Source organism: Streptomyces flavidovirens DSM 40150 (assembly GCF_000429085.1).
In the GTDB taxonomy this organism is placed as follows: Bacteria; Actinomycetota; Actinomycetes; order Streptomycetales; family Streptomycetaceae; genus Streptomyces; species Streptomyces flavidovirens.
The window spans coordinates 16,205-33,487 of sequence record NZ_AUBE01000006.1 but is presented as its reverse complement, the minus strand read 5'-3'; the positions used below and the strand labels follow the sequence as shown (position 1 = coordinate 33,487).

The window sequence follows — 17,283 nt, the reverse complement described above, 5'->3', positions numbered from 1 at the left end:
GTGATCAGTCCACCGTCACGTAGTCGGGACCGGAGTAACGGCCGGTGCTCAGCTTCTGCCGCTGCATCAGCAGGTCGTTCAGCAGCGAGGACGCGCCGAAGCGGAACCATTCGTTGGTGAGCCAGTCCTCGCCGACCGTCTCGTTGACCAGCACCAGGAACTTGATCGCGTCCTTGGTGGTGCGGATGCCGCCGGCCGGCTTCACGCCGATCTGGATTCCAGTCTGCGCCTTGAAGTCGCGTACGGCCTCAAGCATCAGCAGGGTGTTCGGCGGCGTGGCGTTCACCCCTACCTTGCCGGTGGAGGTCTTGATGAAGTCGGCGCCCGCCAGCATCCCGAGCCACGACGCGCGGCGGATGTTGTCGTACGTCGACAGCTCGCCGGTCTCGAAGATGACCTTCAGGCGGGCCTTGTCGCCGCACTCGGCCTTCACGGCCACGATCTCCTCGTAGACCTTCAGGTAGTGACCGGAGAGGAAGGCTCCCCGGTCGATCACCATGTCGATCTCGTCGGCTCCGGCCTCGACCGCGTCGCGTACGTCCGCGAGCTTCACCGGGAGCGCGGCGCGGCCTGCCGGGAAGGCGGTGGCGACCGAGGCGACCTTGATGCCGGTGCCGGCCAGGGCCTCCTTCGCGGTCTGCGCCATGTCCGGGTAGACGCAGATCGCGGCGACGCGCGGCGTCGTGCGGTCGGTCGGATCGGGGTTGGCGCCCTTGGCGCAGAGCGCCCGGACCTTGCCCGGGGTGTCCGCGCCTTCGAGCGTGGTCAGGTCGATCATCGAGATGGCCAGGTCGATGGCGAACGCCTTCGACGTCGTCTTGACCGAACGGGTGCCGAGGGACGCGGCGCGCGCTTCGAGGCCGACGGTGTCTACGCCGGGGAGCCCGTGCAGGAAGCGGCGCAGCGCACCGTCGGACGCGGTCGCGTCGGCGAATGCGGGTGCAGTGGTGGGCATGGTCACCAGATGAGCATATCTACGCGCGTAGCTGCCTGTACACCCCCGGACCCCGCCGAGCCGGTGTGACGTGAGGCAGAATCGGCCGCATGACACGCAGCCCCGGCAGTCCCGGCAGCCCCGAGAACCCCGGCAGTCCCGGCCGGCCGCCCGCCGAGGCGGCGTACGCCGACCGGGTCTTCCGGTCGTCCTCCGCCCTCGCCGGTGGAGTCCTGGTGCTGCTGCTGGCCGCGTGGGTCGGCGGCGACGCGCTGGTGCGCGGTGAGGGGCGTACGCCGTGGGCAGCCGTGGCGGGGCTGCTGTTCGCCGTACCGCTGGTGGTGGCCTTCACGCTGCGGCCCGCCGTCTTCGCCAACGACGACCGGCTCCGGATCCGCAACCCCTTCCGTACGATCACGCTGCCGTGGGCGTCGGTCGAGGGGGTACGGGCCGGGTACTCCAGCGAGGTGCTGGCGGGCGGCAGGAAGTACCAGCTGTGGGCGATCCCCGTGTCGCTGCGCCAGCGCAAGCGTGTCGCCCGTCAGCAGGCGAGGCAGGCGTCGGACGACCCGTACGGCAGGACGTCCGCGACCGCCGACGTCACCGACGCGCGGGCGCGCCGGGCGCCGGCCGACCAGACCGTCGACGACCTGCGTGAGCAGGCGGAGCGGTGCGCGTCGCGGCCGACCGCGCAGGGTGAGCCGGTCGTCCGCTGGGCGTACGAGATCCTCGCGCCGTGCGGGGTGGGGGCCGTGGCGCTTGTGGTGCTGTTCGCCACTGGGTGAGGTTGGTGCGGCGGGGGTCTTTTGCGGGGGCGTTGGGGGCGGTGCCGCGCCGGCTTCTGGGGGTCGCCTTTTGCGGGGCGTTGGGGGCGGTGCCGCGCCGGCTTCTGGGGGTCGCCTTTTGCGGGGCGTTGGGGGCGGTGCCGCGCCGGGGCGTCTCCTCGGGCGTCGAACGTTCGGGTGGGTGTTGGTTCGTTCGCGGTGGTTGCGTTCAACGCCCTGCGGGGAGCGCCCCGACACGTCCCCTCCCCGGCGGCGTTGCAGGTGGGGCGGGGGTGGGCGTGGCCCCGGCGCCGTCGGCGGTGGTGGTGCGGGCGGGCTCCGGCACGTCCCCTCCCCGGTGGCGTTGCAGGTGGGGCGGGGGCGGGCGTGGCCATGCACTGCCCCACCCCGGTCGGCGGGGGATACCGGGTCACCTTTCCTCGCGGAGAGGGGAGGGGCGCTGCGTCGACTGTCGTACACACCACTCGTCCGGGCGGTCGGCCCCTGGGCAGGGAACCGGCCGCCCCGGAGGCGGTGTCGGCGGGTCAGATGCCGGCTGCCGCCGACAGGTCGCGCTTGATCGCGGCGAGGATGCCCTCGGCCCGCTCCTTGGCCGTCGTCAGCTCGCTCGCGCCGGCGACCGGGACGACGGCCTCCAGGTAGCACTTGAGCTTGGGCTCGGTGCCGCTCGGCCGGACGATCACGCGGGCCTTCACCTCACCGTCGAGGTAGTAGCGCAGGCCGTCGGTGGGCGGCAGCTTGTCCGTGCCGCGTGTGAGGTCCTCGGCGGTGGTGACGGTCAGGCCGGCGAGCGAGGTGGGCGGCTGGGCGCGCAGCCGGGCCATCGCGTCGGCGATCACGGTCAGGTCCTGGACGCGGACCGAGAGCTGGTCGGTGGCGTGCAGGCCGTGCTCGACGGCGAGGTCGTCGAGGAGGTCCAGGAGCGTGCGGTCCTGGGACTTCAGGACGGAGGCCAGCTCGGTGACGAGAAGCGCCGCCGTGATGCCGTCCTTGTCGCGTACGCCCTCCGGGTCGACGCAGTAGCCGAGGGCCTCTTCGTAGCCGTAGCGCAGGCCGTCGACGCGGGCGATCCACTTGAAGCCGGTCAGGGTCTCCTCGTACGGCACACCCGCGGCGGCCGCGATCCGGCCGAGAAGGGAAGACGAGACGATCGACTCGGCGAACGTGCCGCTCGCGCCCTTGTGGACCAGGTGGGCCGCGAGCAGCGCGCCCACCTCGTCGCCGCGCAGCATCCGCCAGTCGTCCGTGCCGGGCAGGGGCACGGCGACGGCGCAGCGGTCGGCGTCCGGGTCGTTCGCGATGATCAGGTCGGGCTGTGCGCGGCGGGCGGTGGCGAAGGCCAGGTCCATGGCCCCCGGCTCCTCCGGGTTGGGGAAGGCGACCGTGGGGAAGTCCGGGTCCGGCTCGGCCTGCTCGGCCACCTGCACGGGCTCGGGGAAGCCGGCGCGGGCGAAGGCGGCCGTCAGGACCTCCTTGCCGACGCCGTGCATGGCCGTGTAGACGACGCGGGCGGTGCGGGGGGACCCCGGAGTCAGGACCTCGTCGGTACGGGCGAGGTAGGCCTCCAGGACCTCCTCGTTGAGGGTGAACCAGCCGGTGTCCGGGCGCGGTACGTCGGCCAGGGACGCCACGGCGGCGATCTCGGCGGCGATCTCGGCGTCGGCGGGCGGCACGATCTGCGAGCCGTCGCCGAGGTAGACCTTGTAGCCGTTGTCGCGGGGCGGGTTGTGGCTCGCCGTCACCTCGACACCGGCGACGGCGCCCAGGTGCCTTATGGCGAAGGCCAGTACGGGAGTGGGCAGCGGGCGGGGCAGGAGGGCGGCGCGCAGGCCGGCGCCGGTCATCACGGCGGCGGTGTCGCGGGCGAAGTCGGCGCTCTTGTGGCGGGCGTCGTAACCGATGACGACCAGGCCGTCGGTCTGGCCCTTGGCCTTGAGGTACGCGGCGAGGCCGGCGGCGGCGCGGATGACCACGGCGCGGTTCATCCGCATGGGGCCCGCGCCGAGTTCTCCGCGGAGGCCTGCCGTGCCGAACTGGAGTGTGCCGGCGAACCGGGCAGCGATCTCGTCCAGAGCCTCGGCGTCGATGAGTTTGCCGAGCTCGTCACGGGTCTCGCTGTCCGGGTCCTCGGCCAGCCAGGCCCGCGCCCGTGCGATGAGCTCCTGCTCCTGCTGCACGATGTGGTCCACCTCTCGTGTGTGGGTGCGTTGCGATTCGCCTGCGGCGGGCGTGTCCTCGAACGCCGGACGGGCTGGAAGTGACTGAGCACCATCCAGCCCCTCCGGCGTTTGAGGAGCGGGGGTCCGGCAGGGTCAGATGCGTTCGAGGACCTGGGCCAGGAGGGCGCCCATGCGGGTGGCCGAGTCGCGGCCCGCCTGGAGGACTTCCTCGTGGTTCAGCGGTTCGCCCGTCAGGCCCGCGGCCAGGTTGGTGACCAGCGAGATGCCGAGCACCTCCGCACCCGCCTCACGCGCGGCGATGGCCTCCAGGACCGTGGACATGCCGACCAGGTCGCCGCCCATGACGCGGACCATGTTGATCTCGGCGGGCGTCTCGTAGTGCGGGCCGGGGAACTGGACGTACACGCCCTCCTCCAGGGTGGCGTCCACCTCCTTGCACAGCGCGCGCAGGCGCGGCGAGTACAGGTCCGTCAGGTCCACGAAGTTCGCCCCGATGATCGGCGAGGTGGCCGTCAGGTTGATGTGGTCGCTGATCAGGACCGGCTGGCCGGGGCGCATGCCCGGACGCAGGCCGCCGCAGCCGTTCGTGAGGACGATGGTCTTGCAGCCGGCGGCGACGGCGGTACGGACGCCGTGCGAGACGGCGGCGACACCGCGGCCCTCGTAGTAGTGCGTACGGCCGAGGAAGACCAGCGCGCGCTTGTCGCCGATCTTGTACGAGCGGACCGTGCCCGCGTGTCCGGCGACGGCCGGCGGCGGGAAGCCGGGCAGCTCGGTGACCGGGAACTCGTGCTCGGGCGCGCCCAGCGCCTCGGCGGCCGGCACCCAGCCCGACCCCATTACGAGGGCGACGTCGTGGGTCTCGGCGCCGGTCAGCTCACGCAGGCGGGCGGCGGCGGCGTCGGCTGTCGCGTGGGGGTCGGCGAAGCCGTCGGTGGGGGCGGGGGTAACAGATGCGTTCACGCCGACGAGGGTAACCGGTCTTCCCCTACGCGCGTAGATGTCACTGCCGACGGTGTTGCGATCGTTGCCTTGTCGGATCGGACAAAGGCAGCCGCGAGACGTCAGCAGGGGCGCTTGCGCAGCTCCATGACGTAGTCGTGCGGCGCGCCCGCCGACTCCGCCGCGTCGGCGATCTCCCCCAGGTAGCGGGCGGAGGGAAGCCCGCCCTCGTACCCGTTCAGGACGTACACCCAGGTCGGCTCCTCGCCGTCCAGCGTGTGCACCCGCACCCGCATCCGCCGGTAGATGTCGAGTCCGACACCCTCCCAGCGGTCCATGGAGTCCTCGTCCATCGGAGCGATGTCGTAGAGCGCGACGAAGACCTGCGAGCGCGGGGCCTCCACGATGGTGGCGAGCGCGCCCTCCCAGCCCATCGACTCGCCGCCGAAGGTCAGCCGCCAGCCGTTGAGCCAGCCGGTCCCGCGCAGCGGTGAGTGCGGTGCGCGGCGCGTCATCAGCCGCGCGTCGAGGTTGCCGGCGTACGCGGCGTAGAGCGACATGTGATCGAGGGTACGGGAGGGGGTGGGGCAGCGGGGGCAGCAGAGCGGTGCGGCCGGATGGAGGCCCCGGGGCGAAGCACCTTGAAGCGTGCGGGACAATGGAGTACGTACTGCATTCCCCCCGGGCGATCCCCGGATCCCCGGCCGAGCGGGCAGGCGGGCCGGGATTGACAATGCGAGGCGGACTTTTTCGTGACCCGGATCGTGATCATCGGTGGCGGACCCGGCGGATACGAGGCGGCCCTGGTGGGCGCCCAGCTCGGCGCGGAGGTGACGGTAGTCGACAGCGACGGTCTGGGCGGGGCGTCGGTGCTCACCGACTGCGTACCGTCGAAGACCCTGATCGCCACTGCTGAGGTGATGACGACCTTCGACTCTTCGTACGAGGAGTTGGGCATCATCGTCGCCGACGACACGCCGCACATCGAACAGGCGGCCCGCGTGGTCGGCGTCGACCTGGGCAAGGTCAACCGCCGTGTGAAGCGCCTCGCGCTCGCGCAGTCCCACGACATCACCGCGTCCGTCACGCGTGCGGGCGCGCGCGTGCTGCGCGGCCGGGGCCGGCTGGAGGGCCAGCAGGGCGCCGACGGCTCGCGCACGGTCGTCGTCACGTACAGCGACGGCAACGAGGAGCGCCTCACCGCCGACGCCGTACTGATCGCGACCGGCGGGCACCCGCGCGAGATCCCCGACGCGCTCCCGGACGGCGAGCGGATCCTGAACTGGACGCAGGTGTACGACCTGAACGAGCTCCCCGAGGAGCTCATCGTGGTCGGCTCCGGTGTCACGGGCGCCGAGTTCGCCGGCGCGTACCAGGCGCTCGGCTCGCGCGTCACCCTCGTCTCCTCGCGCGACCGCGTGCTGCCGGGCGAGGACCCGGACGCCGCGGCGGTCCTGGAGGACGTCTTCCGGCGCCGGGGCATGAACGTCATGGCGCGCTCGCGCGCCGAGTCCGCCAAGCGGGTCGGCGACCGGGTGGAAGTGACCCTGTCCGACGGGCGTGTCATCAGCGGTACGCACTGCCTGATGGCCGTCGGCGCCATCCCGAACACCGCGGAGATGGGCCTGGAGGAGGCCGGGGTCCGGCTGCGGGACTCGGGCCACATCCTGACCGACCGCGTTTCGCGCACCAGCGCGCCCGGCGTGTACGCGGCGGGTGACGTCACCGGGGTGTTCGCGCTCGCTTCCGTCGCGGCCATGCAGGGCCGGATCGCGATGTACCACTTCCTCGGCGACGCGGTGACCCCGCTGAACCTCAAGACCGTATCGGCGAACGTCTTCACCGACCCCGAGATCGCGACGGTCGGCTACAGCCAGTCCGACGTGGACTCGGGCAAGATCGAGGCGCGCGTGGTGAAGCTGCCGCTGCTGCGCAACCCGCGCGCCAAGATGCAGGGCATCCGCGACGGCTTCGTCAAGATCTTCTGCCGTCCCGGTACGGGCATCGTGGTCGGCGGCTGCGTCGTCTCGCCGCACGCGAGCGAGCTGATCCACCCGATTTCGATCGCGGTCGACAACAACCTGACCGTGGAACAGATCGCGAACGCGTTCACGGTGTACCCGTCCCTGTCGGGATCGATCGCCGAGGTCGCACGGCAGCTGCACACCCGCAAGACGTCCGCCGAGGCGTAACGGGCGAGGCAGCGGGGCGCTCACACGGCCTACGCATCCGGCGTACGCCGCCTATACCACTGCTCCTCGAAGTTTGCGTACAACTTCTGTTATTCGGCGCAAACTGCTGAGAACTATCGGCTGCTGGGGTTACTGTCAGTTTCGTGTTCGCTGCAGAACGTCGTCAATTGATCCTCGAAATGGTGCGCGCCAACGGGGCTGTATCGCTCCGTGAGCTCGCCCGCGTCGTCCAGACCTCCGAAGTGACCGTACGGCGGGACGTGCGGGCGCTGGAGGCAGAAGGACTCCTCGACCGCCGGCACGGCGGTGCGGTATTGCCGGGCGGATTTACGCGGGAGTCCGGCTTTCCGCAGAAATCCCATCTCGCGACCGCGGAGAAGACGGCTATCGCCGACCTCGCCGCGGGACTCGTCGAAGAGGGCGAAGCCATCGTCGTCGGCGCCGGGACGACCACGCAGGAGCTGGCCAGACGGCTCGCCCGGGTCCCCGGGCTCACCGTCGTCACCAACTCCCTGCTGGTGGCCCAGGCGTTGGCGCACGCCAACCGCGTCGAGGTCGTCATGACCGGCGGCACACTGCGCGGTTCCAACTACGCACTGGTCGGCAGCGGGGCCGAGCAGTCCCTCCAGGGGCTGCGGGTCTCCAGAGCCTTCCTCTCCGGCAGCGGACTGACCGCCGAGCGCGGCCTGTCCACCTCCAACATGCTGTCGGCGAGCGTCGACAGAGCGCTGGTGCAGGCCGCCGCGGAGGTCGTGGTCCTCGCGGACCACACCAAGCTCGGCACCGACACCATGTTCCAGACGGTGCCCACCGACGTGATCACGCGCCTGGTCACCGACGAGCCGCCGCCGCACGACGACCGTGCGGCGACCGAACTGCAGGCCCTGGCCGATCAGGGAGTGCAGATCGCCGTCGCGGGGCCGGGAACGGCGGGCGCCGGGGGTGACGGCGTCCCGACCGGGCGCCAGCCCCGTCGCGACATGCCCCTGCCCGGCCAGCGGCGTACGCATCCGGGCGGTCCGGGGGGCGGTGCGCAACTGCGCAGCGCCGGATCGCTGGCGGAGCCACAGCCGGGATCCGCCGAGCGGGCGCGCGTCGCCGACATGCGCCGCCGCTGAAGCAGGCGGTTACGCCGTTACGTCGCCGTTGTCTCCGCCCGCAGGCCTTTCAGCGTCAGCGTCAGCAGACGGTCCGCCAGTTCCGGGTCGTCGGGGGCCTGTTCAGCGGCAAGCGCGATGGCGTTCGTCAGCTGCATCAGGTCGCCGATCGACACGTCGGGCCTGACCGCGCCGCTCTCCTGGGCCCGTACGAGCAGCCGCTCACCGGCGGCGTTCATCGGCGTACTGCATCGCGCCAGGGCCGAACTCCGGTCGCGCGAGGCCGACATGAGTTCGCGGGCAAGACCCCGGTACTCACCCGCGTGAGTGACGATGTCGCGCAGCCAGGTGACGAGCGCCGAGCAGGGCGCCTCGCTGTCCGCGAGTTCACGGGAGTGGGCGAGGAGTTCGTCGACGGCGCCCTGGAAGACGGCGCTCATCAGGGCGTGCCGGGTGGGGAAGTGCCGGTAGAGGGTGCCGATGCCCACTCCGGCGCGGCGCGCGACGTCTTCGAGGGAGGCGTCGGTGCCGTGCTCCGCGAAGGCGATACGCGCCTCCGCCAGGACGCGCTCGTAGTTGCGCCGGGCATCGGCCCGCATGGGCCGCACACCCGCCGCCGACGCGGAAGCCTGCCGCGCCTGAGACCCGGGCCCGGAGGCCGGCGCAGGCCCTGACGCCGACGCGCGCGCCGGCCCGGACCCCGGCCCGGACGCCGACGGCGGCCGGGGCGTCGGCGCTCCCGGTGCCCCCGGCGGCTGTCGTCTGCTCGTCGCCATGGCCCTGCCCCTCTCCTGCTCCGGTCTCCAGGATGCCATTGCGAGCTGAGGGCCCCGCCGGTGTCGGCGGGGCCCTCAGCTCGGGTACGGCTCTGTCGGCCTGCGGCCGGACGTCAGTCCTTGATCTCGCAGATGACGGCGCCGGAGGTGACGGACGCGCCGACCTCGGCGGCCAGGCCCTTGACGGTGCCGGAGCGGTGCGCGTTCAGCGGCTGCTCCATCTTCATGGCCTCGAGTACGACGACGAGGTCGCCCTCCTTGACCTCCTGGCCCTCCTCGACCGCGACCTTGACGATCGTGCCCTGCATGGGCGAGGCGAGGGTGTCGCCGGAGGCGGCGGGGCCGGACTTCTTCGCGGCCCGGCGCTTGGGCTTGGCGCCTGCGGCCAGGCCGGTCCGGGCCAGGGTCATGCCCAGCGAGGAGGGCAGCGAGACCTCCAGGCGCTTGCCGCCGACCTCGACGACGATGGTCTCGCGGCCCGACTCGTCCTCGTCCGTGTCCGCGCCCGGCACGGTGTAGGCCGGGATCTCGTTGACGAATTCCGTCTCGATCCACCGGGTGTGGACCCTGAAGGGGTCGGAGGTGAACGCCGGGTCCGCGACGACCGCGCGGTGGAAGGGGATGGCCGTGGCCATGCCCTCGACGTTGAACTCCGCGAGCGCACGCGCGGCACGCTGGAGCGCCTGCTCACGGGTGGCGCCGGTGACGATCAGCTTGGCGAGCAGGGAGTCCCACGCCGGGCCGATGACCGCCCCGGTCTCGACGCCCGCGTCCAGACGGACACCGGGGCCGGACGGCGGCGCGAAAGCGGTCACCGTGCCGGGGGCGGGCAGGAAGCCGCGGCCCGGGTCCTCGCCGTTGATGCGGAACTCGATGGAGTGCCCGCGCACGGCCGGGTCGTCGTAACCCAGCTTCTCGCCGTCGGCGATGCGGAACATCTCGCGGACCAGGTCGATGCCGGTGACCTCTTCGGAGACCGGGTGCTCGACCTGGAGGCGGGTGTTGACCTCCAGGAAGGAGATCGTGCCGTCGACGCCGACGAGGAACTCGACGGTGCCGGCACCGACGTAACCGGCCTCCTTGAGGATGGCCTTGGACGCGCGGTACAGCTCCGCGTTCTGGGCCTCGCTCAGGAACGGCGCCGGGGCCTCCTCCACCAGCTTCTGGTGGCGGCGCTGGAGCGAACAGTCACGGGTGGAGACGACCACGACGTTGCCGTGGGCGTCGGCCAGGCACTGGGTCTCGACGTGGCGCGGCTTGTCGAGGTAGCGCTCGACGAAGCACTCGCCGCGGCCGAAGGCGGCTACGGCCTCGCGCACTGCGGAGTCGTACAGCTCCGGGACCTCTTCGAGCGTACGGGCGACCTTCAGGCCGCGGCCGCCGCCGCCGAACGCCGCCTTGATGGCGATCGGCAGGCCGTTCTGCTCGGCGAACGCGACGACCTCGTCGGCGCCCGAGACCGGGTCCGGCGTACCGGCGACGAGCGGGGCGCCCGCGCGCTGGGCGATGTGCCGGGCCGCGACCTTGTCGCCGAGGTCACGGATGGCCTGCGGCGGCGGGCCGATCCAGGTCAGCCCGGCGTCGAGCACGGCCTGGGCGAACTCGGCGTTCTCGGAAAGGAAGCCGTAACCGGGGTGAACGGCATCCGCCCCCGAATCCTTGGCGGCCTGGAGCACCTTGGCCATGTCCAGGTAACTGGCGGCCGGGGTGTCACCGCCCAGAGCGAACGCCTCGTCGGCCGCGCGGACGTGCAGAGCGTCCCGGTCCGGATCGGCGTAGACGGCTACGCTCGCGATCCCGGCATCCCGGCAGGCCCGAGCAACGCGGACAGCGATTTCGCCTCGGTTGGCGATGAGCACCTTGCGCACGATTGGCTCCCTCCTTGAAACAAGCTGAGTTTAGGGACTGCCGACACGGACCTACGACCCATCCCCAATGGTGAGCTTGCCCACACGGAGCGTGATACGAGTCTCGCTCGAGTCGCGAATTCCCTTGTCGCACCACGGTACGACGGGTTCCTTCACCGCACAGTAGCCCTCAGGTGTGGCGCAGGTCTCTGTCCGCCCGGCCAGTGGGGCGGCAGCTTTCTTTGTCGACTCCCTACGAACGGCCGAATGATTCTTTGCCCTCGGGCCGGCGGCGTCCGCCCCCTTGTACAGAGGATTACCCGTTAGTAGCGTTTGGGGCGTCGCGTTCGTACCAGTGGTAACAGCCGGAAGAAGGTGGGCGCCGTGGCGCGCAGACCGATAGCTGCCGCGGCCGCGGCCGTGCTGTTCGTCGAAGCCGTCGGGATCGTGTTCGTCCACTGGATCCTCGGCAAGGTCGTCAGCGGCCAGTCGATGTCCCTCGCCGGCCTGGACCCCGACGTGATGTCCACGTCGACGTTGGTGATGGGTGGCGGCTTCGGTCTCTACCTGGTGACGTGCGGCGTCGTCCTGCTGCGCGCCGCGCTGTCGGATCGTGCGCCGGGCCGCCTCGGGCGGATCCTGCTGATCGCGTGCGCGGTGGTGCACGGGGTGCTCGGGGCGCTGTGCGTCGGGCTGGTCGGCTGGGCCGCCTTCGTCGTGCTGATGGCCGCGTTCGGTCTGATCGTCCTGTCGGTCATCGCGTACGGGAAACGGGACGAGCGGCAGGATGCCGATGGTGTCGCGGGCCCCGTGGACGCTCCGGGCGCTCCGCCGGCCGGGCCGGAGAACGGGACTCCCGCCCCGGCCTGACGGATGGACGGCGGGCGCGGGAGCTCAGAACGCGAATCGCGGCGCGACGGAGGTAAGGATCGCGGAGGATTTCGAGGTCACGGGCCACAGAGCGCTCAACTCGTCGGCGAGCGCGGCGGTGAGGCGCCGGACGTCCTCGGGGGCCGAACCGTGCATCGCCTCGGCGATGATCAGCACACTGCCCGTTGTGTCGCGGACGGCCGACGCGCCGCTCTGCCGGTTGGTCCAGCGCCGGGAGTGTGCCTGTCCGGCTTCGTCCGCGAAGATCACTTCACCGGTGCCGGGGTTCTCCGTCTCGCCGGAGAACGTCACGTACTTCTCGTCACCGGTCGCGCGGCGTACTTCCAGATCCCCGGAGATCTCCGAAACGTCGAAGACGCCCACCGGGATCGCGAAGGCGAGCGAGACGGCGTTGCAGACGTCGATCAGCGGATGAATCCGGGGGAGCGACTTCTCTTTCCTGAACCGCCGGAGGAGCGATTCGGAGGCGCAGCGGTACTGGGTCGGCCGGTGGCCCATCCTCGAAAAGGCGCGCCGCCAGGCCTGGATCTCGGGCAGCTCTCCTTCTGTGGCGAGCGCGAGCCGGGACTCCGCGATCGCGTTGTACTTGGTGACCGTACGGTCGGCGGGGGCGTCCCTGGTGATGCCTTCGGCGCGGACGACCCCGGCGACCAGCTCGGGGAAGTCGTGCCAGATGTCGCTTGCGTGCTGGAAATACATCAAGTCTGCTTTCGTGGGGTCAGGGGAACGCGAGCCGGCCGCCGCGCGAGAGGCCCGCCGCTGTGGTCATGTCCTCAGCGTCGCGCCACAATGGCCCGGTGAACAGGTCCATTGGGAACGCCTGTGACCGGTCCATAACTCCGGTGGCGCCGGCGGCGTCCGGTTCTGACTTCCTTCAGCTCAACCCGGAGGAGGCGCCGGCCGGCGGGCTGTCGGACTGGCTGGCGCGCAGACTCAGGGACGCGATAGCGGACGGCAGCCTTCCGGTGGGGAGCCGGTTGCCGGCCACGCGGGTGCTCGCGGGCGAACTGCGGGTGTCGCGTGGGGTGGTGACGGAGGCGTACCAGCGCCTGACGGAGGACGGGCATGTCGCCGGGCGGGGGAGGGGCGGGACGGTGGTGGTGGCGGCGCCGGTCGCGGTACCGGTCGCGCCTGCGGCTGCTCCTGGTCCCGTCGTCCGCGCTGCGGGTTCTGGCGGCCCTGCCGGGGCGGTGTTCGCCGTAACGCCGCCCGGCGCCGACGTCTTCGACGCGTTACGGGCGGCGCCGGCCCGCATCGATCTGTCGCCCGGTGTCCCCGACCTGGCCGCCTTCCCGCGAACGGCGTGGCTGCGCGCGGAACGCGCCGTACTCAAAGGCCTGTCGGCGTCCGGCCTCGGGTACGGAGATCCACGCGGCGCACTGGAGTTACGTCGTGCGGTCGCGAACTGGCTGGCCCGCAACCGGGGGATCAGGGTGGACGCCGGCGAGGTCCTCATCACCTCCGGCACCGCGCAGGGGCTGGGGCTGCTGGCGCAGGTCCTCCGGGACGACGGTGTTCGCGCGATGGCGGTGGAGGATCCGGGGTCGCTCGGGGCCCGGCACCACTTGCGCGACCGGCAGTTGGAGACTCCGCCGGTCGCGGTCGACGCGGAGGGGGTGCGGGTCGACGAACTGCGTGCCACCGGTGCGCGAGCGGTACTGCTCACCCCGGCGCACCAGTTCCCGACCGGGGTGGTGCTCGGCGGCGTACGGCGCCGGGAGTTGATGCGGTGGGCGGCGGAGGGCGGCCTGATCGTCGAGGACGACTACGACGCCGAGCACCGCTACGACCGGCCGCCGGTGCCCGCGCTGCGGTCGGTGCTGGCGGAGCGGGTCTGTTACGCCGGAAGCGTGTCCAAGCTGCTCGCGCCCGCGCTGAGGGTGGGATGGATGCTGGCGCCGCCGAAGTACCGGGACGCGCTGGTGGACGCCAAGCGGTTCGCGGATCTGGGCAACGCGGTGCTGCCGCAGCTTGTGCTGGCCCGGCTGATGGAATCGGGCGAGATGGAACGCCACTTGCGGCTACTGCGCAGACGGCACCGGCAGCGCCGGGACGCGATGATCGCGGCGATCGGTGAGCATCTGCCGGGGGCGGTGGTGCACGGTGCGGCGGCGGGGCTGCACCTGGTGATCACCTTCGGGTCGGCGGAGTTCGCCGACACCGAGCTGGCCGGGGCGGCGCTCGCGCGCGGCGTGAAGGTGCAGCCGCTGTCGTGGCACAGGCAGCGCCCTGGCCACCCCGGTCTCGTGCTCGGTTACGCCGCGACGCCGCCGGGCGGGATCGCGGAGGGGGTCGCCACGCTGGGCGAGGCCCTCTCCGAGGTCGTGGCCGAAGTCAGGCCCAGAGGGCGGTGATCGGTGTCCCCAGCTCACCGAGGAACCGGCGCAGCAGCGGCAGCGACAGGCCGATGACGTTGCCGGGGTCGCCGTCGATGCCGTCGATGAACGGGGCCGAGCGCCCGTCGAGGGTGAAGGCGCCGGCGACGTGGAGGGGCTCGCCGGTCGCGACGTACGCGGAGATCTCGGCGTCCGTCGGCTCGCCGAAGCGGACCGTGGTGGACGCGGTGGCACAGGCGCGGCGGCCGGTGGCGGTGTCGATCACGCAGTGGCCGGTCTGGAGGATGCCGGAGCGGCCTCGCATGGACTTCCAGCGGGCGGTGGCGTCCTCGGCGTCGGCGGGCTTGCCGAGCGCCTGGCCGTCCAGCTCCAGCACGGAGTCGCAGCCGATGACGAGGGCGCCGGCGGCCTCGGGGCGGGCGGCGACGGACACGGCCTTCGCCTCGGCCAGTACGAGCGCCAGCTCGTACGGCGTGGGCGCGGTGATCGCGTCCTCGTCGACGCCACTGACGATCACCTCGGGGGCGAGGCCGGCCTGGCGGAGGAGCCCGAGGCGGGCGGGCGAGGCGGAGGCGAGGACGAGACGGCGGCGCGGATCGGTCATGCGGTTCATCGTACGAGGCGCGCGGGGGTGTGGGCGGTGCGTGCCTGCGGGCCGGTGGGCGGCTCGGCGCCGGTGGTGGCTGCGGGGTGAGGCCCTGGCCGTCGGGGCGGTGGTGGTGGGTGGGGGGCTTCGGCCCGGTTTCGTGCTGCCGCCGAGGTTCATGGGGGCCGGGGACTTGTCCCCGGTTTCGGGAAGGGGCGGGTAGGGGAAAGCGCGCCGCGGGCGGGGCCGGTGTGACTCGGCCGCAGGGTCAGTGGACGCCGAGTACGAACATCGCCAGCACCATCGCGAGCGCGAGCAGTACGCCCGCGCGCCGGAGCATCGCCTGCGTCTCGCGCAGTTCTTTCGGAGGCTCGTTCTCCGGGTCGGACCACAGCATGCCTTCGATCCTGCGACCGAAATAGCTCCGCCGCCTGAGTACGTGTACTCAGGCGGGCCAGTACCAATGGACTAATTCCCGGTGAACCAACCCGCCTTCGCCGCGGCCACCGCCGCCCCCGCCGCCCGTACCGCGTCCGCCTCGCCCAGCGGTTCCCGGCTCACCGCGAAGCGGTAGTAGAGCGGGGCCGACACCGCCCGGACCACCTCACCCGCGTCCGTCCCGGCCGGAACCTCCCCCCGCCCCGCCGCCCGCTCCACGCACGGCACCCACTCGTGGATGCGCGTCGCGTAGAAACCGTTCAGCGCCGTCGCGCACTCCTCGTCGCACGCCGCCGCCGCGATGACCGCCTGGAAAACGGGGCCCATGCGGGGGTCGGTGAGGGTCTGGCGTACGAGATGGGCGTTGGCCAGCAGATCGCCCTCCAGTGAGCCGGTGTCCGCGGCGGGCAGCGACTGCTCCGCCATGTCGCGCAGCAGGTCGGCGACGAGGGCGGCCGCCGAGCCCCAGCGGCGGTAGACGGTCGTCTTGCCGACGCCCGCGCGCGCCGCGACCCGATCCAGGTTCAGCCCGTGGAACCCCCCCTCCACCAGCGCCTCCTGCGTCGCTTCCAGTACGGCGGCACGGACCTTCGCGGTCCGTCCGCCGGGGCGCACGGTCCCCGGCGTGAGCGAGGCGGCTTCCAAACGGGAATTGTGCTCCATTAGGCTCTCCGAGTCTGGTACGGTCCCCACATCTTAACGGAACTTGCTTCCCATTAGGGAAAGGCTGCTGTCATGGACGCCAAGCTCGCCCGCCGCCGCATCGCCGTGCCCCTCGTCGCCTCCACCCTCGCCCTCGGACTCCTCGGCACCGCCCGGCCGTCGCCGTCCCCGCACTCCGCCTCCCACTGGACCGCCGCCTGGGGCGCGTCCCCGCAGCTCCCCAGCACCGGCTTCACCCCCAACTGGTCCCAGGAGGGTTTCTCCCGTCAGACCGTCCGCCAGGTCGTGCGCGTCACCGGCGCCGGTGAGCGGGTCCGTATCCGCCTCTCCAACGCCTACGGGACCTCGCCGCTCAGCATCACGGGCGCCACCATCGCCCGTACCGCCAAGAAGGAACGAGCCGCCGTCGAAGCCGGCAGCGTCCGCCACCTCACCTTCTCCGGCAAGCGGTCCGTCGAGATCCCCGCCCGCGGGGAGCTGCGCAGTGACGCCGCCCGCCTGCCCCTGGACCGGCGGGAGTCCGTGACCGTAACCCTCTACCTCGCCGGCACCACCGGGCCCGCCACCTTCCACTCCCAGGCCTGGGCCGACACCTACCGCGCCGAAGGAGACCACCGCGCCGACGCGTCCGGCGCCGCCTTCACCGACACCACCCAGTCCTGGTACTACCTCTCCGGCGTCGAGGTCGGCGGCGGAGAGCGCGGCAGGAACGACGGCATCGTCCTCTTCGGGGACTCCATCACCGACAGCTTCGGCTCGACCCCGAACACCGACCGCCGCTACTCCGACGCCCTCGCCGAACACACCGGCCGACCCGTCGTCAACCAGGGCATCGGCGGCAACCTCGTCCTCAACGACTCCGCCTGGTACGGCGAACGCGCCACCGCCCGCTTCGGCCGCGACGCCCTCGACCAGCCCGGCGTCTCCACCGTGGTCGTACTCGAAGGCCTCAACGACATCGGCTTCAGCGAGGCGAAGAACCAGCCCACCTACAAGCCGTCACCCGTCGTCTCCTCGGCCGAACTCATCGCCGGCTACCGCGAGCTGATCCGCGCCGCCCACGCCAGGGGCCTGCGGATCGTCGGCTCGACGCTGCTGCCGCTCAAGGGCTCCGACCACTGGGGCCCGCACGCGGCGCGGGTCAGCGACGAGGTGAACCACTGGATCCGTACGTCGGGCGAGTTCGACGCGTACGCCGACTTCGACAAGGCCCTCGCCGACCCGGCCGACGCCGACCGCCTCGACCCGGCGTACGACTACGGGGACGCTCTGCACCCCAACGACGCGGGCTACCGGCTGATGGCGAAGACCGTCGCCGGAGTCCTGCGAGACGCCGGGTGAGGCGCCCATAGCCGAGGGCCGGACCCTGCGCGGGTCCGGCCCTCACTGCGTGCTCTCTAGCCGGGCCAGTACGTCCGGCCCCAGGCCGTCGGCCCCGGCTGCGGCAGCCGGCGCCGCGCCACCCTGGCCGGATCCGACCACGCGGCCGGCGGTTCCTGCGCACCGGACGGCGAGCCGGCCGCCGCCGCGGCGCGTGCCTGGACCACCGCGAGGGCGGCGGCCAGCTCCTCCGGGGTCGGGTTGCCCCGTATGACCTTGATCATCGTCAGCGGCCC

The 17,283-nt window shown here is 72.0% G+C and carries 17 protein-coding genes; 6 read left to right on the top strand and 11 right to left on the bottom strand.

The features are described from left to right. Positions 1–4: 4 nt before the first annotated feature. Complete coding sequence (gene deoC, locus G412_RS0111255; protein ID WP_028812186.1) at positions 5–955, bottom strand: deoxyribose-phosphate aldolase; 951 nt, start codon at positions 953–955, stop codon at positions 5–7. Positions 956–1,044: 89 nt separating this feature from the next. On the opposite strand from deoC, the gene G412_RS34030 reads away from it, so the two are divergent. After that, positions 1,045–1,719: a PH domain-containing protein gene (locus G412_RS34030; protein ID WP_051338286.1), complete on the top strand. Its 675-nt coding sequence runs from the start codon at positions 1,045–1,047 to the stop codon at positions 1,717–1,719. 524 nt (positions 1,720–2,243) lie between these two features. On the opposite strand, the gene G412_RS0111245 is transcribed toward G412_RS34030, so the two are convergent. The 3 genes from G412_RS0111245 to G412_RS0111235 form a co-directional block, all read right to left on the bottom strand. Then, complete coding sequence (locus G412_RS0111245) at positions 2,244–3,896, bottom strand: phospho-sugar mutase (protein WP_028812185.1); 1,653 nt, start codon at positions 3,894–3,896, stop codon at positions 2,244–2,246. A gap of 135 nt (positions 3,897–4,031) precedes the next feature. After that, entirely contained in the window at positions 4,032–4,862 is an 831-nt protein-coding gene (locus tag G412_RS0111240; RefSeq protein ID WP_028812184.1) for a purine-nucleoside phosphorylase, read from the bottom strand. 101 nt (positions 4,863–4,963) lie between these two features. After that, positions 4,964–5,401, bottom strand: coding sequence for a gamma-glutamylcyclotransferase family protein (locus G412_RS0111235; RefSeq protein ID WP_028812183.1), 438 nt, complete (start codon positions 5,399–5,401; stop codon positions 4,964–4,966). A gap of 192 nt (positions 5,402–5,593) precedes the next feature. On the opposite strand from G412_RS0111235, the gene G412_RS0111230 reads away from it, so the two are divergent. After that, positions 5,594–7,033 carry an NAD(P)H-quinone dehydrogenase gene (locus G412_RS0111230; protein ID WP_028812182.1) on the top strand — a complete coding sequence of 480 codons (1,440 nt, stop codon included), beginning with the start codon at positions 5,594–5,596 and terminating at the stop codon, positions 7,031–7,033. Between the two features lie 143 nt (positions 7,034–7,176). Then, positions 7,177–8,151: a DeoR/GlpR family DNA-binding transcription regulator gene (locus G412_RS0111225; RefSeq protein ID WP_078606914.1), complete on the top strand. Its 975-nt coding sequence runs from the start codon at positions 7,177–7,179 to the stop codon at positions 8,149–8,151. 17 nt (positions 8,152–8,168) lie between these two features. Here the strand turns inward: G412_RS0111225 and G412_RS0111220 are convergent, their stop codons facing one another. After that, positions 8,169–8,729, bottom strand: a complete 561-nt coding sequence (locus G412_RS0111220; protein ID WP_028812180.1) for a TetR/AcrR family transcriptional regulator — start codon at positions 8,727–8,729, stop codon at positions 8,169–8,171. 290 nt (positions 8,730–9,019) lie between these two features. Then, entirely contained in the window at positions 9,020–10,774 is a 1,755-nt protein-coding gene (locus G412_RS0111215; protein WP_028812179.1) for an acetyl/propionyl/methylcrotonyl-CoA carboxylase subunit alpha, read from the bottom strand. A gap of 363 nt (positions 10,775–11,137) precedes the next feature. Here G412_RS0111215 and G412_RS0111210 point away from each other — a divergent pair, with 363 nt between their 5' ends. Further along, positions 11,138–11,623, top strand: coding sequence for a hypothetical protein (locus G412_RS0111210; RefSeq protein ID WP_425274465.1), 486 nt, complete (start codon positions 11,138–11,140; stop codon positions 11,621–11,623). A gap of 24 nt (positions 11,624–11,647) precedes the next feature. Here the strand turns inward: G412_RS0111210 and G412_RS0111205 are convergent, their stop codons facing one another. After that, entirely contained in the window at positions 11,648–12,343 is a 696-nt protein-coding gene (locus tag G412_RS0111205) for a B3/B4 domain-containing protein (protein ID WP_028812177.1), read from the bottom strand. A 98-nt stretch (positions 12,344–12,441) separates the two neighbouring features. Here G412_RS0111205 and pdxR point away from each other — a divergent pair, with 98 nt between their 5' ends. Then, complete coding sequence (pdxR, locus tag G412_RS0111200; RefSeq protein WP_028812176.1) at positions 12,442–13,998, top strand: MocR-like pyridoxine biosynthesis transcription factor PdxR; 1,557 nt, start codon at positions 12,442–12,444, stop codon at positions 13,996–13,998. Here pdxR and G412_RS0111195 read toward each other — a convergent pair. The 3 genes from G412_RS0111195 to G412_RS0111185 form a co-directional block, all read right to left on the bottom strand. Further along, complete coding sequence (locus G412_RS0111195) at positions 13,979–14,584, bottom strand: Maf family protein (RefSeq protein ID WP_028812175.1); 606 nt, start codon at positions 14,582–14,584, stop codon at positions 13,979–13,981. The genes pdxR and G412_RS0111195 overlap by 20 nt on opposite strands. A 250-nt stretch (positions 14,585–14,834) precedes the next feature. Next, complete coding sequence (mmpB, locus tag G412_RS41380; protein ID WP_279626767.1) at positions 14,835–14,963, bottom strand: morphogenic membrane protein MmpB; 129 nt, start codon at positions 14,961–14,963, stop codon at positions 14,835–14,837. Positions 14,964–15,034: 71 nt separating this feature from the next. Beyond that, the gene (locus G412_RS0111185) at positions 15,035–15,667 is read right to left on the bottom strand and encodes a TetR/AcrR family transcriptional regulator (protein ID WP_028812174.1); all 633 of its coding nucleotides are present in this window, start codon (positions 15,665–15,667) and stop codon (positions 15,035–15,037) included. Between the two features lie 72 nt (positions 15,668–15,739). Between G412_RS0111185 and G412_RS0111180 the strand changes: the two genes are divergently transcribed. After that, complete coding sequence (locus G412_RS0111180) at positions 15,740–17,008, top strand: SGNH/GDSL hydrolase family protein (RefSeq protein WP_028812173.1); 1,269 nt, start codon at positions 15,740–15,742, stop codon at positions 17,006–17,008. A gap of 56 nt (positions 17,009–17,064) precedes the next feature. Here G412_RS0111180 and G412_RS0111175 read toward each other — a convergent pair whose 3' ends face one another. Beyond that, positions 17,065–17,271: an acyl-CoA carboxylase epsilon subunit gene (locus tag G412_RS0111175; protein WP_028812172.1), complete on the bottom strand. Its 207-nt coding sequence runs from the start codon at positions 17,269–17,271 to the stop codon at positions 17,065–17,067. Positions 17,272–17,283: the final 12 nt, after the last annotated feature.